10 protein-coding genes, 1 tRNA gene and 1 pseudogene are annotated in these 12619 nt (G+C 67.3%); 4 read left to right on the forward strand and 8 right to left on the reverse strand.

The window, feature by feature from the left end:
• Nucleotides 1–70: 70 nt before the first annotated feature.
• The 4 genes from melA to B146_RS0100485 all read right to left on the reverse strand — a co-directional run bounded on the left by melA (nt 71) and on the right by B146_RS0100485 (nt 4763).
• Entirely contained in the window at nt 71–1420 is a 1350-nt protein-coding gene (melA, locus tag B146_RS0100470; protein WP_019994436.1) for an alpha-glucosidase/alpha-galactosidase, read from the reverse strand.
• A gap of 188 nt (nt 1421–1608) precedes the next feature.
• Nucleotides 1609–2922 carry an ABC transporter substrate-binding protein gene (locus B146_RS0100475; RefSeq protein WP_019994437.1) on the reverse strand — a complete coding sequence of 438 codons (1314 nt, stop codon included), beginning with the start codon at nt 2920–2922 and terminating at the stop codon, nt 1609–1611.
• 52 nt (nt 2923–2974) lie between these two features.
• Nucleotides 2975–3847, reverse strand: a complete 873-nt coding sequence (locus tag B146_RS0100480) for a carbohydrate ABC transporter permease (RefSeq protein ID WP_019994438.1) — start codon at nt 3845–3847, stop codon at nt 2975–2977.
• Between the two features lie 10 nt (nt 3848–3857).
• The gene (locus B146_RS0100485; protein WP_019994439.1) at nt 3858–4763 is read right to left on the reverse strand and encodes a carbohydrate ABC transporter permease; all 906 of its coding nucleotides are present in this window, start codon (nt 4761–4763) and stop codon (nt 3858–3860) included.
• A 209-nt stretch (nt 4764–4972) separates the two neighbouring features.
• Between B146_RS0100485 and B146_RS24565 the strand changes: the two genes are divergently transcribed.
• The 3 genes and pseudogenes from B146_RS24565 to B146_RS28150 all read left to right on the forward strand — a co-directional run bounded on the left by B146_RS24565 (nt 4973) and on the right by B146_RS28150 (nt 7386).
• Nucleotides 4973–6016, forward strand: a complete 1044-nt coding sequence (locus B146_RS24565; protein WP_019994440.1) for a LacI family DNA-binding transcriptional regulator — start codon at nt 4973–4975, stop codon at nt 6014–6016.
• Nucleotides 6017–6292: 276 nt separating this feature from the next.
• Nucleotides 6293–6382 (forward strand) — tRNA-Ser (locus B146_RS0100495).
• Nucleotides 6383–6630: 248 nt separating this feature from the next.
• A pseudogene (locus B146_RS28150) lies at nt 6631–7386 on the forward strand (IS5 family transposase).
• A 98-nt stretch (nt 7387–7484) separates the two neighbouring features.
• Here the strand turns inward: B146_RS28150 and B146_RS0100510 are convergent.
• From B146_RS0100510 to B146_RS0100525, 4 genes are read right to left on the reverse strand one after another with little or no spacing between them, the layout of a single operon-like run.
• Nucleotides 7485–8474, reverse strand: coding sequence for an ABC transporter substrate-binding protein (locus tag B146_RS0100510; protein WP_019994443.1), 990 nt, complete (start codon nt 8472–8474; stop codon nt 7485–7487).
• Nucleotides 8475–8495: 21 nt separating this feature from the next.
• Nucleotides 8496–9299 (reverse strand): ABC transporter ATP-binding protein, encoded by an 804-nt coding sequence (locus B146_RS0100515; RefSeq protein ID WP_019994444.1) that lies wholly within the window; start codon nt 9297–9299, stop codon nt 8496–8498.
• Between the two features lie 8 nt (nt 9300–9307).
• The gene (locus B146_RS0100520; RefSeq protein WP_019994445.1) at nt 9308–10120 is read right to left on the reverse strand and encodes an ABC transporter permease; all 813 of its coding nucleotides are present in this window, start codon (nt 10118–10120) and stop codon (nt 9308–9310) included.
• A gap of 26 nt (nt 10121–10146) precedes the next feature.
• Complete coding sequence (locus tag B146_RS0100525) at nt 10147–11289, reverse strand: aryl-sulfate sulfotransferase (RefSeq protein ID WP_019994446.1); 1143 nt, start codon at nt 11287–11289, stop codon at nt 10147–10149.
• A gap of 171 nt (nt 11290–11460) precedes the next feature.
• On the opposite strand from B146_RS0100525, the gene B146_RS0100530 reads away from it, so the two are divergent.
• Nucleotides 11461–12501 (forward strand): LacI family DNA-binding transcriptional regulator, encoded by a 1041-nt coding sequence (locus B146_RS0100530; protein ID WP_155897283.1) that lies wholly within the window; start codon nt 11461–11463, stop codon nt 12499–12501.
• The last annotated feature ends 118 nt before the right edge of the window (nt 12502–12619 follow it).

Below are 12619 nucleotides of genomic sequence, written 5' to 3' on the forward strand. Positions count from 1 at the left end.
GGCCGGTTGGCGTCTTATCGCTCGCCCGGCGGGCCGAAGGCGCCCGCCGGACCGTTGGTCTCGTGCGCGGTCAGGCCCGCGCCCATTCGGGCAGCCACTGCCCGTGGGCGGCGGTGAGCTTGTCCACGAGGCTCCAGATCTGGTCGAGATCGAGTTCGGCGCCCGTGTGCGGGTCCATCATCGCGGCATGGTAGATGTGCTGGCGGTTCTGCGTCATCAGCGCCTTCACCGTCAGCTCCTGCACGTTGATATTGGTGCGCATGAGGGCGGTGAGCTGCACCGGCAGCTCGCCGATGAAGGTCGGCTGGATGCCGTTGGCGTCCACGAGGCAGGGCACCTCGGCGGCGCAATTGTCGGGCAGCGAGGTGATGCAGCCATTGTTGCGCAGGTTGCCGTAGATCACCGAGGGCTCGCCGGTCCAGATCGAGTTCATGATCGAGGAGGCGTATTCGTGGCTTTCCTTCACCTCGATCGTGCCCGAGCCGGTGAGAGCGGCCGATTCTTCCTTCCAATGGGCGATCTGCTCGACGCAGCGCTTGGGATATTCATCGAGCGGAATGCCGTATTTCTCGATGAGGTCCTCGCGCCCCTCCTTGATGAACCAGGGCGTGTATTCGGCGAAATGCTCCGAGCTTTCGGTGACGAAATAGCCGAGCCGCGTGAACATGTCGTAGCGCACCTTGTTGGGGCAGCGCGGGTTCCAGGAGGAGGGCTTGGGAATACGGCCCGCCCGGTAGCCTTCCAGAAGATCGGGATAAAGGTCGCGGAACGAGCCGTCCGGGAGCTTGCGCTCGAACTTGAGATAGAAGGCCATGTGGTTGATGCCGGCGGCGCGGTAGCGCAGCTCCGACACGGGAATGTCGAGATCGCGCGCCAGCTCGGCCGCCGTGTGCTGCACGGAATGGCACAGGCCCACCTGGCGGATGGAAGGGAACTTCTCGGCGATCGCCCAGGTGTTGATCGACATCGGGTTGACGTACTGGAGCAGCACCGCCTCGGGGCAGACCTCCATCATGTCGGCGCAGATCGCCCAGAGATGGGGCACGGTGCGAAGGCCCCGCATGATGCCGCCGACGCCGAGCGTGTCGGCGATGGTCTGGCGCAGGCCGAACTCTTTGGGGATCTCGAAATCCGTCACCGTGCAGGGCTCGTAGCCGCCGATCTGGAAGGCGACCACCACGAAATCGGCGCCCTCCAGCGAACGGCGGCGGTCGGAATGGGTCTCGATCGTGGCCGTGGCGCCCAGCGCCTGCACCAGCTTGCCCGCCACGACCTCGCTCTCGGCGAGGCGCTGGGCGTCGATATCCATCAGCGCGATGATCGCGTTCTTGAACGCGGGGCGGTGCAAGACATCGCCGATGATGTTCTTCATGAAGACGGTGGAGCCGGCTCCGATGAACGTGATCTTGGGGCGTCTCATGGCGTGTCCTCGAAAGGTCTCGGGTCGGAAGATTCAAGAAAATCGAAAAAAGGGCGCCGGGCAGGCGCGGGAGAGCCATCCACCCGGCGCCGGGGGCCTCGGGAGAGCCGGCCCCAAGCAAGGGATCGTCCGGCCCCGCGCGGTCGCGGAGCCGACGGGCCGGGCCGCCGGTCCCGGCCGCGCGGTTCTCAGAACAGGCCGTTGGCCTGCTCGTTGGCCTCTTTCAGGATCGTGGCCGCATCGCCCCGGCCCAGAAGGACGTTCTGGACGGCGGCGGTCAGGATCGAGAAGATTTCCGACCCGTGTTCGGACATCGGGATCGGGAAGGTGGTCTCTGGCGTCGCGACATCGACGAAGGCGGAGACGTCGAGGCCCTTGGCCTTGTGCGCGGCTTCGGCCGCCTTGGTGCCCTCGGGACGGGCGGGGAAGACCACGCCCGATTCGCCGACGATCGTCTGGCATTCCGAGCCGCCGAGATACTTCACCCATTCCCAGGCTTCGTCCGGGTGCTTGGTGCCGGCCCAGATGCTGTCGGCCAGACCGTTGAACATGGACTTGCGGCCTTCCGACCCCTTGGGCACGGGCACGAAGCCGAACTCCACGCCCGAGTCGCGATAGGCGGCGATGTTCCAGGAGCCGTCGGGCACGATCGCGGCCTTGCCGGCGGCGAAGATCGCGGTCGCCTGCAGCATGCCGGTCTGCTCCTGGCTCAGCGACACGCCCTGCTTCAGGGCGAGATCGCGCAGCCAGGACAGCGTCTCGGCAAGGACCGGGCTGTCGTAGTTGTAATGCGTGCCCCAGGACTTATCGATCGGCTTGAACCCGTCGGACGCCGCGAGGAAGCTCCAGCTCGTCTGGCCGATGGCGTCGGCCGTCGAGGTCGCCCAGCCATAGGTCGCGACCTTGGACTTGTCGAAGCCCGCCTCGTCGCCCCGCTTGCCGTTCTGATCGACCGCCAGATGCGCCACCGCCTTGGCGAAGGAGCCGCCGTCCTTGGGGTTCCAGTCGAGATTCTGGAGGTCGGATTCCTTCAGGCCGGCCTCGGCCAGCTTCTTCTTGTTGTAGACGAGGGCGATCGTGTCCCAGTCCTTGGGCAGGCCCCACTGCTTGCCGTCCTTGTTCCAGGTCTCGGCGAGACCGGGCATGTAGCCCTTCATGTCCACCTTGTCGGCGGCGATGCGGTCGGTGAGGTCGAGAAGAACGCCGTTCGACAGGAATTCGGGGAAGCGGCTGACATGGTCGACGAAGACGTCCGGCGCGGTGCCCGAAACGAAGCCGGTGGACAGGGTCGTCCAGTAGTTTTCCCAGCTGTCCTGCTTGATGTCGATCTTGATGCCGGGATGGGCGGCCTCGAACTTCGCCGCGCACTTGCCGTAGACGGGCGCCTGGTTGGCGTCCCACATGGCGTAGGTCAGGGTCACGTCCGCGGCCCGGGCGCCGGGCGCGCCGATCAGCGTCAATGCGGTGGCCGCCGTGAGGGCGCCGGTCAGGTATCGATTCATCGCTTGGTAACCTCCCCTTGAATTGTCCCTCGTCCCGCCTTCGGCGGTCCGCTCATTTCATGCCGCTCGTCTGGAGCGACTCCACGATCTGCCGCCCGAACACCACGAGCAGCGCGATAATCGGCAGGATCGACAGCCCGATGGCCGCCATCAACCCGCTCCAGTCCGGATTGCCCCGGCCCGTCTGGCTCATGAAGTCCGACAGGGCGACGGCCATGACGCGCACGCTCGGATCGCGCCCGACCAGGAAGGGCCAGAAGAACTCGTTCCAGGAATTCACCGACAGGAGGATCGCGAGCGTCGCGATCGGCCCCTTCTGGATCGGCAGCGCGATGCGCCAGAAGATCTGGAACTGCGAGGCCCCTTCGAGGCGCGCCGCCTCGTCCAGCTCCTTGGGCGCCGACAGGAAGAACTGGCGCAGGAAGAACACGGCGAAGGGCGTCATCAGGATCGTCGGCGCGACGAGGCCGGCAAAGGTGTTCAGAAGGCCGAACTGCTTCACGAGGATGAAGTTCGGGATGAAGAGCACCATGCTCGGGATCATGGTCGCCGCCAGGAAGGCGAAGAACAAGACGTCCCGCCCCGGAAAGCGCATCCGCGCGAAGGCATAGCCCGCCATGGCCGAGAAGAAGATCTGCCCCGACACGGTGAGCGCCGTGTAGATCAGGCTGTTGCGCAGCGCGAGCAGGAAGTTGATCGGCGAGGCCTGGAACGCCGTCAGCTCGATGTCGGACGGCAGGCCCATGACGCGCAGGAAATTGCCGATCGTGATGCGGCCCGGCAGCAGGCTGTCGGCGCTCGTGTAGACGTCGGCCGGGTTGGTCAGCGCCAGCTTCAGCGCCATCCAGAGCGGCAAGAGCGAGATGAACACGAACAGCGCGAGAACGAGATAGCCGAGCGCGGCCTGGCCTGTGAGCTTCTTCATCGGGGCCTCCTCAATCCAGGTCCGAACGGTCGGCCCGCAGGAGCCGCATCTGAAGGATCGTGACGAGGATCAGCACCGCGAAGAGCACCACCGAGATCGCCGAGGCGTAGCCCATCCTGTTGAAGCGGAAGGCGTTCTCGTAGATGTACCAGAGCAGGACCCGGGTGGAGTTGGACGGGCCGCCCGCCGTGGTGACGGCCACGACGTCGAAGACCTGAAACGATCCGATGAGGCTCGTCACCAGGACGAAGGCGAGAACGGGGCGCAGCAGCGGCAGCGTGATGCGGCGGAACATCGTCCATTCCCCGGCCCCTTCGAGCTTGGCCGCCTCGTAGAGATGGCGCGGGATCGCCTGAAGCCCGGCATAGAAGAGAAGCGCGGTCAGGCCCGTGTGCCGCCAGGTCGAGATGCCCGCGATCGAGAGCATGGCCTGGTCGGGCGAGGCGAGAAAACCCTGCCGGCCGATGCCGACCACGTCCAGAAAGGCGTTCACGAGGCCGAGGATCGGGTCCAGCATCAGGAGCCAGATCAGCGCGGCGACGACGTTGGAAATGAGATAGGGCGCGATGATCACCGCCCGCAGCCAGACGGCGCGGGCGAGGCGATCGGACAGAACGGCGAGAAGCAGCCCGAGCGCCGTCTGGATCGGAATGTTGTAGAGAACATAGGCGAGCGTGACGCCGGCCGAATGCCAGAAATTGCCATCGCCAAGGAGCCGGGCATAGTTCTCGAGCGCGATGAATTTCGGCGCCCGCATCATGTTCCAGTCCGTCAAGCTGATCTGAACGGCCCGGATCGTCGGGAGAAGATAGAACAGGAGGAAGCCCATGAATGCCGGCGCGACAAACAGGACACCCGTCAGGGTCTCCTTGCGCCGACGCTGCCGACGCGACACGCCGCCCGATGCTTCCGCCACGGTGGCCTCCCAGCTCCGTTACCATCCGACACGTGTAACCTCCCGAATCCCTTCGAGCTAACACGTGTTAGTGTTTGATAGCCGCGCTCGGGTTTTCTTGTCAACCCGCCTTGTTCCTTCTAATACTCAACGAAGGCGAGCCCTTTCGCCGGCTGTGTCGAGCGGGCCGGGGCGGCCCTCCCGCCCGCCTGTCCAACAGAAAGCGTCGCATGGCTTCGAAACGTCTGACCAGCCATGATGTCGCCCGCCATGCCGGCGTTTCGCGCGCCACGGTCTCCCTGGTCCTCAACCGCTCCGAAAGCGTCACGATCGCCACCGAAACGCGCGAGCGCGTGCTGCGGGCGGCGGCCGAGCTCGGCTACAAGCCGAATTCGGCGGCGCGCATGCTGGTGAGCGGGCAGAGCGAGACGATCGGCCTCGTCCTGTCGGACCCTTCGATCCTCCTGGTGGACCAGTTCGTCACGCGCGTTCTCTACGGCATCGAGAAGGCCAATCGCGAGCTCGGCTTCCATGTCCTCGTGGAAGGGCTGGAAAGCGGCGGGCGCGGCGGCACCTACGACAATCTCGTGGAATCACGGCGCATCGACGGGCTGATCGTCGTCAACCCGCGCGCCGACGACGAGGCGCTGATCGCGCTGATCGAAACGGATTTTCCGCTCGTCCTCATCGGTTCGGTGCGCCATCCCGCCGAAGCCTCCGTCACCTTCGGCACCCGTGGGGTTCTGGCCCAGGCGGTGGACCATGTGGTCGGGCTCGGCCACCGGCGCATCGGCGCCATCACCTTCGCCCCGCGCGGCTTCGTGGCCGCCGACGCGCGCCTGCGGGCGCTCGACGCGGGGTTGCGGGCGCACGGGCTCGCCCTGGAGGAGGATGCGATCGAGGACGGCGCGTTCAGCGCGGAAAGCGGCTACGAGGCGGGGCTGGCCCTCCTGCGCCGACGCCCGGACCTCACCGCCATCTTCGCGGGCAACGACACGCTCGCCATCGGCCTGTTGAGCGCGGCGCGCGAATTGAACCGCAGCGTCCCGGACGACCTTTCGATCGTCGGCTTCGACGATCTGCCCTTCGCCCGCTGGCTGACGCCCGCCCTCACGACGATCCGGACCGACGGCGTGCGCCAGGGCATGATCGCCGCCCAAATGCTCTTCGCCCGGCTCAACCGCCGTCCCTTGGACGAGCCGCGCGTGCGGCTGGAGCCGGAGTTCATGCCCCGCGCCTCCACCGCGCCCGCCCCGCGCCCCGCGCGCGGCTGACGCCGCCGCCCGCACGCGCCCCGCGTTCGCGCCCGCCGCAAGCTTGGCGCTCCGCGCCGAGCTTGCGCCCCCCCTTCCCAAGCTTGCACCCCCATTGCCGAGCTTGCGCACCCGCGCCAAGCTTGCGCAAGCCCGACCGCACATGACGGATTTTCGACACGCCTCCGTTTGGCTCTTGCCATCCACCGGCGATTTGATTAAGCACCCACCAACGCCTTCGGGCGTCGACCACACAAGGCGCTCGTCGCCCGCGGCTCCCCGGAGCCGACCTCAAACGGAGAGGTGGCAGAGTGGTTGAATGCACCGCACTCGAAATGCGGCATGCCTGCAAGGGCATCGGGGGTTCAAATCCCTCCCTCTCCGCCATTTGCCTCATCTAAAGCCGTGATTTAGCCGCGATTTCGGCCTTTCAGAAGGTTAGGCAACCCTCACTTTAGCCCACATTTTTCATCGGTTGGTAGTAGGCGTCACAGCACACTGCCGGACGGCCCTTTCCTATGAGGTCTTCCGCAATGTGGGGCCGCGATCCAGAAGTGGGTCGCCTAGGCAGTGCCCCCATAACGGGGTTCAAGATTTTAGGCTGATCTGATTCATCTCCTGAGAAGGAGGTTGGCATGCGTCGCCATGAACTGACGGATCATGGAGTGGTCGGTGATCGAGCCGCTGTTGCCNAGNAACAGCCGAGGCGTGCCTCGCGTGGACGACCGGCGGGTGATCGACGGTATTCTCCGGCGGTTTCGGACCGGCTCGTCCTGGCGTGATGTGCCCGAGCGCTACGGCCCGCGCACCATCCTCTACAATCGCTTCACGCGCTGGCAGGAAGCCGGTGTCTGGGACCGGCTGCTGGAGGCCGTGAGCCGCGCTAAGGACGGCGACATCGTCATGATCGACAGCTCCTGCGTCCGCGTCCATCAGCATGGAGCGGCGGGTAAAAAGGGGGACCTGCCGATCCTCGGCAGGGACGCTCCCGTGGCGGCCTGACCACCAAGATCCATGCCCTGGCGGATGCCGAAGGCCAACCCGTGCGTCTGGAACTCACAGCCGGTCAGGCGGGAGATGCGCCCGTTGCCGCCAATCTGCTCGACGCCGTCGCGCCCGGCGCCATTGTGATCGCCGACAAGGCCTATGACACGGATGGCATCCGCTCCCTTATCGCGACGCGAGGCGCCTGGGCCAGCATCCCGCCGCGCTCGATGCGCAAGGGCACCTTCACCTTCAGCCGATGGGTCTATCGCCAGCGCAACCTCGTCGAACGCTTCTTCAACCGCATCAAGCAAATGCGTGGCCTTGCTACCCGCTACGATCGAAGGCCCGACAACTTCCTCGCCGCCATCAAGCTCGCTGCCGTCCGCATTTGGATCAATGCGTAACGAGTCCGCTGCCTAGCCGAAAGCGGACACGGTATCAGACAGTCTGCCCGCACTGCTCGGAGCGGCGCGAGCCTGCTGCGCCCCTGAAGGGATCCCCGTCATTTCGCTGTGTCGATACTCACGATTGCCGGCGCGACCGCAGCCAGAGGCGCAGGCTCCACGAAGGATCGCAGGGTAGCGGCGCTCGGCGCATCGGCATTCACGACACCGCGTGCCACGATCCAGGCGCCCTCCTCGACCATCAGGTCCACAAGACCGCGATCGAGCCGGGTTCCGATATCGGTGTCGGTCCAGAGCGCCCGCACGGCGGCGGCATCGATATTGCCCTGGACGGTTGCGACGACGGCCTCGGCGGCCGCATCCGGGTCAGCGGCGACACGTCCATCGGCCTCCACCACCGCGCCGAGGAAGCGCGTCACGGCATCGCGCTTGGTGTCCAGCGCGACGGGGCTCGCGGCCACGATATAATGCGGCTCGTAGAGGTCGGAGCGGATTTCGCGATAGTCGTCGCCCAGCGCGCGGGCGGCGGCCGGATAGGCGTTCGGGAAGGGAACGATCGCCTCGACGTCGCCGCGCAGGAGCGCGGGGACGAGGTCGGCCGGCGCGGCGTTGACGATCTCCGCCGTGACACCGGCGGCGCTCAGGATCTTGCCGAGGAGGAAGTCGGTATTGGTGCCGAGCGTGACGCCGATGCGCCGCCCGGCGAGGTCGGCCGGCGCGGCGATGCCGGAGGAGGCCTTCGCGATGACCCGCGAGCCCTCGTAGCGCGCGAGGTCGGCGACGACCTTGAACGGCTGGTCGCGCAGCGCCCCCGTCACGGCCGGCAGCTCGGCCATGGTGGCGAGATCGGCTTGGCCGCCGGTCAGCGCCTCGAAGGCCTCGCGCCCGGAAGCGAAGGTCACGACCGTGACGTCGAGCCCCGCCTTCTCGAACAGCTTCTCGGCCAGGGCGACGTCGATCTGCGGCATCTGCGGGGCGGGCGACCAGGCCAGGGTCAGGCTGTCCTTCGCGAGCGAGGGCGAGGCGGCGAGGGCGATCGCCAGGGCCGAGCCGGCGGCGAGGAACAGGCGGCGGGTCATGCGGACCATGATCGGGGCTCCGAATGGGGTTCAGGCGGTGGGATGGAGGAGATCGACGATCGTCGCCCGGAGGTCGCTCAAGGCCGCGTCGAAGCGGGCGACCGAACGGGGGCGTGGCGTGTCGATGGCGTAGGTCGCCAGGATGCGGCCGGGCGCGCGGGACATGACGTGGACCGTGTCGGCCAGAAGCAGCGCCTCGTCGACATCATGCGTGACGAAGAGAACGGTGGCGCGATGGCGGGCGAGAAGGCGCAGCAGCAGCGCGTGCATGGACAATCGCGTCTGCGCGTCCAGGGCGCCGAAGGGCTCGTCCATCAGGAGAACGCTCGGCTCGCAGACCAGCGTGCGCGCGATCGCGACCCGTTGCTTCATGCCGCCGGAGAGTTGCCCCGGATATTTCTCGCCCTGGCCGGCGAGCCCGACCTCCTCCAGCGCGGCAAGCGCCCGTTCGCGGCGCTGGGCGCGGGGCACGCCCTGATTGGCGAGCGCGAACTCGATATTGCCGCGCGCCGTGAACCAGGGGAACAGGGCATATTGCTGGAAGATCACGCCGACGCCGGGATGGGGCTTCGTTACCTCTTCGCCGTCGATGCGCACGAAGCCGTGCGCCAGCGGCACGAAGCCCGCGACCGCGTTCATCAGGGTGGACTTGCCGCAGCCGGAGGGTCCGATCAGCGCGGTGAAGGAGCCGGGCAGGAGGCGGAAGGAGGTGCGGTCGAGGGCGAGGACGCCCCCGTTTCCGTCGCCGAAGCGGATCTCGGCCTCGAAGACCTCCACGAGCCCAGCGGCGCGCGTCTCGGACCGGGCGGAGGGGGATGCGTCGATCGTGGTCATCGGAGCCCTCACGCCTGCTGCCAGTGGACGATGCGACGGCCGAGCCGGTAGACGGCCGCGTCGATGAGCGCGCCGATCAGGCCGAGTTCGATCAGGAGCGCGAACATGCGGTCGGTGCGGATATACTGCCGGGCCTCCTGCAGCCGGTAGCCGATCCCCGAGGAGGCGCCGGTCAGTTCGGCCGCCACGAGGCTGAGGAAGGCGAGCGCCACGCCGAGCCGGATGCCGGCGAGGATGTGAGGCGCGGCGGCCGGCACGACCACCAGGAAGAACTCGCGCAGGCGCGAGGTCGCCAGCGAGCGCGAGGCGCGGATGTAGATGTCGGGGACGTAATCCATGCCCTGATGCGTGTTGAACCAGACGGCCAGGAACACGGTATAGGCGATGACGAAGTACTTCGACCCTTCGCCGATGCCGAACCAGACGATCGCGACAGGAACGAGCGCGATCGCCGGGATCGGCCGCATCACCGCGAGGAACGGGTTGAGGAGGAGCCGCGCGAGCTTCGTGCGGCCCGTCAGGAGACCGACGAGCACGCCGAGCCCGGCGCCGATGGCGAAGCCGATCGCCGCGCGCGACAGCGAGGCCGCAAGGTCCGTCCACAGGACGCCGCTGCGGGCCATCTCCCTGAAGGCCCGCGCCGTGTCGAGCGGCGTCGGCAGGATGGTGGAGGAGACCGGGGCGAGAACCGTCGCGAGCCACCAGACGCCGATCACGAGCGCGAAGGAATAGAGCGCGCCGCCCGTGCCGAGGCGCGGCACGAAGCGCCGGGTTCGGCGGGTCGGGGTTCCGCTCGCGGGAGCGGCTGCCGGGATCGTCATCGGGTCCTCTCCTTGTCGCGATGCCGTCAGCGCTTCAGCCACGGGATCTGGTCGGCGCTGTAGCGATGGGCGCGGAAGACGCTGTTCTGCAGCCCCGCCGCGTAGTCGCGCGAGCCGTCGTCTGGATACTCGCCGAAGAACGGAATGACGTATTCCCAGACCACGTCGCCCTCCGGCGTCACCTCGAACAGGCGGCCGAAGGCGGACTCGCAGATGAAGGTGTTGCCGTTGGGCAGGCGCTCGGCGCTGCCCATGTAGGGCGAGAAGAAGGCCGGCTTCAGCGGGTCGGTATATTCCCAGACCGTGCGGCCCGAGCGCGGATCGATCTGGACGGCGCGCGAATAGGGCGCGGTGACGCCGGGGCGCAGGTTGCCGTTGTCGAAGCACAGGATCGAGCCGTCGGCCATCTCGATCGGCGTGTGCTGCTGGGCCAACTTGTCGGCGCCGATCCGCCACGCGACGGCCCCGGTCTCGCGCTCCACGGCGATGATCCCTGAGGTGACGCGCAGGCTCATCAGGACCAGGCCGTCGCGGGTTTCCCCGAGCCCGTTGACGAAGGGCCAGTGGCGACGATCGAAGATGGGATGGATCGGATAGTCTTCTGGCGCGAGATGCTCGCCCGCCGCCCAGCGCCAGACCGTCTCGCCCTGCCGGTTCACCTGCCGGATCACGTCGCCCTGGACGATCCCGTCCGGCGCGTCGCGGCTCGCCTCGCCACCGGTGACGCGGGCAGACAGTTCCTTCGAGAGGGGCTCGACCGTGGCGTAGAGGAGGTCGCCGTTCGCGAGCCATTGCGCGTCGTGGTGATGACGCGGATCCTCGAAGCGCCAGACGATCTCACCCTCTGGCGTCGCCTCGTAGAAATCGCCGCCGCGCCAGAGCGGCCAGACAGGATAGGGCCGGAACGGGTCGGGATGGCTGCCGTTGTAGCCGAGATTGCCGTTGGGAAGGATCACCGCGTCGCGCCCTGGGCGGACCGGCATCTGCCAGCGATGGACGACCTCGCCCTCGATATCCACGAGATAGACCGCCCCGCCCCCGGTCTGGGGCGCGAAGAGCGTATAGCCGCCGGCCGAGCGGGCAGGATCGTAGGCGGTGAGGCCGACGGAACGTCGGCGCAGAGTGACCTGATCGGCGGCCGATGGTTCGACGGCGACGGGGATGGACATGGGCGCCCTTTCCAGAGATGCAGTTTACATTGCATGTCGAGCGCGTCGAAAACGCTCTACAACGTTTTTGTACTCATAGCCCCGCCTGGAAACGAGCGTCAATATGCTATAAAATCAATATGAGACGGATGATGATACTTTAATCACGATGCCCACGAAGCGATTGTTCTCTTGAGTAACAAGCAGGCAAAACTCACACCTCGTCGTCCCGCAGGGCGCGCGACCATCGTCATGGTCGCCGAGGCCGCCGGCGTCTCCCCCTCCACCGCCTCCAACGCCATCACGGGCCGCAGGCCCGTGGAGCCCGAGACGCGGATCAAAGTGGAGAAGGCGGCGCTCGACCTCGGCTACCGGCCGAACCTCAGCGCCCGGCGTCTGCGCACCGGCGGGGCGGCGAACATCGCGCTCTTCTCCTCCATGCCCTTCGCGGTGTCCGCAGGCCCCTCGCGCCTCGGCTTCATGATGGAGATCGCCGCCGCCGCCTCGCTCGCGGCGATGGAGCATGGCATTGCGCTGACGCTCGTTCCTCCGATTGCCGGGGCCGACCTCTCGCGGCTCGATCTCGACATCGACGGCGCGCTGGTGATCGAGCCTTCGCGCGACGATCCCTATCTCGCGACGCTCGCCGCGCGCGGCGTGCCCACCGTCGCGATCGGCCGCGTTCCGGGGGGCATGGCGGGGATCGAGGAGGTGGATCTTCAGCCGGAGATCACGGCCGAACTCCTGATCACGCATCTCGCCGAACGCTCCTCGCGCCTGACGCTGGTGGTTGGAGACGTCGATCGCGCCTCCTACGAGGCGACGGAACAGGTCTACCGGAGTTTCGCGGCTCGGACGGGCCAGGAACCCCTTGTGTTGCGCCTGCCCGAGAGCGAGGGCGAGGACGGCGCGGCGCGGGCCTGCGCCAAACTCCTGGCCGCCAACCCGACCATTGACGGCCTGCTCGTTCTGGTGGACGCCTTCGCCACGGGCGCCGTGCGGGCGGCGCGCTCGCTGGGGCGCGCGATTCCGGCCGATCTCCGGATCGCGACGCGCTACAACGGGCTGCGGGCGATGCAGTGCGATCCGCCGCTGACGGCGGTCGACCTCAGGCTGGACGAGGTCGGAGCGCTCGCGGTCCGCAAGCTTCTCTCGACCCTGCGCAGGACCCGCCATGGCAACAAGGCCGCCCCGCCCCAGTCTCTCGTCGTGCGCGCCTCGACTCAAACCTGATCGGTATTCCATTCGGAAGCCGTTGCAACGCGGGATGGCCGCAACCGACCCTTCCAAGACCTTCAAGCAATCGCCTCAACGCTCCGGAAGCGGACGTTCCGCCGGAGCTAGCTGCGCG

The organism is Aureimonas ureilytica DSM 18598 = NBRC 106430 (genome assembly GCF_000382705.1).
GTDB classification, from domain to species: domain Bacteria; phylum Pseudomonadota; class Alphaproteobacteria; order Rhizobiales; family Rhizobiaceae; genus Aureimonas; species Aureimonas ureilytica.

Coding starts and splice junctions, on each gene's coding strand:
- melA (WP_019994436.1), bottom strand. CDS start 1,420: ATGAGACGCCCCAAGATCACGTTCATCGGAGCCGGCTCCACCGTCTTC.
- B146_RS24565 (WP_019994440.1), top strand. CDS start 4,973: ATGGCTTCGAAACGTCTGACCAGCCATGATGTCGCCCGCCATGCCGGC.
- B146_RS0100525 (WP_019994446.1), bottom strand. CDS start 11,289: ATGTCCATCCCCGTCGCCGTCGAACCATCGGCCGCCGATCAGGTCACT.
- B146_RS0100475 (WP_019994437.1), bottom strand. CDS start 2,922: ATGAATCGATACCTGACCGGCGCCCTCACGGCGGCCACCGCATTGACG.
- B146_RS0100480 (WP_019994438.1), bottom strand. CDS start 3,847: ATGAAGAAGCTCACAGGCCAGGCCGCGCTCGGCTATCTCGTTCTCGCG.
- B146_RS0100515 (WP_019994444.1), bottom strand. CDS start 9,299: ATGACCACGATCGACGCATCCCCCTCCGCCCGGTCCGAGACGCGCGCC.
- B146_RS0100520 (WP_019994445.1), bottom strand. CDS start 10,120: ATGACGATCCCGGCAGCCGCTCCCGCGAGCGGAACCCCGACCCGCCGA.
- B146_RS0100510 (WP_019994443.1), bottom strand. CDS start 8,474: ATGGTCCGCATGACCCGCCGCCTGTTCCTCGCCGCCGGCTCGGCCCTG.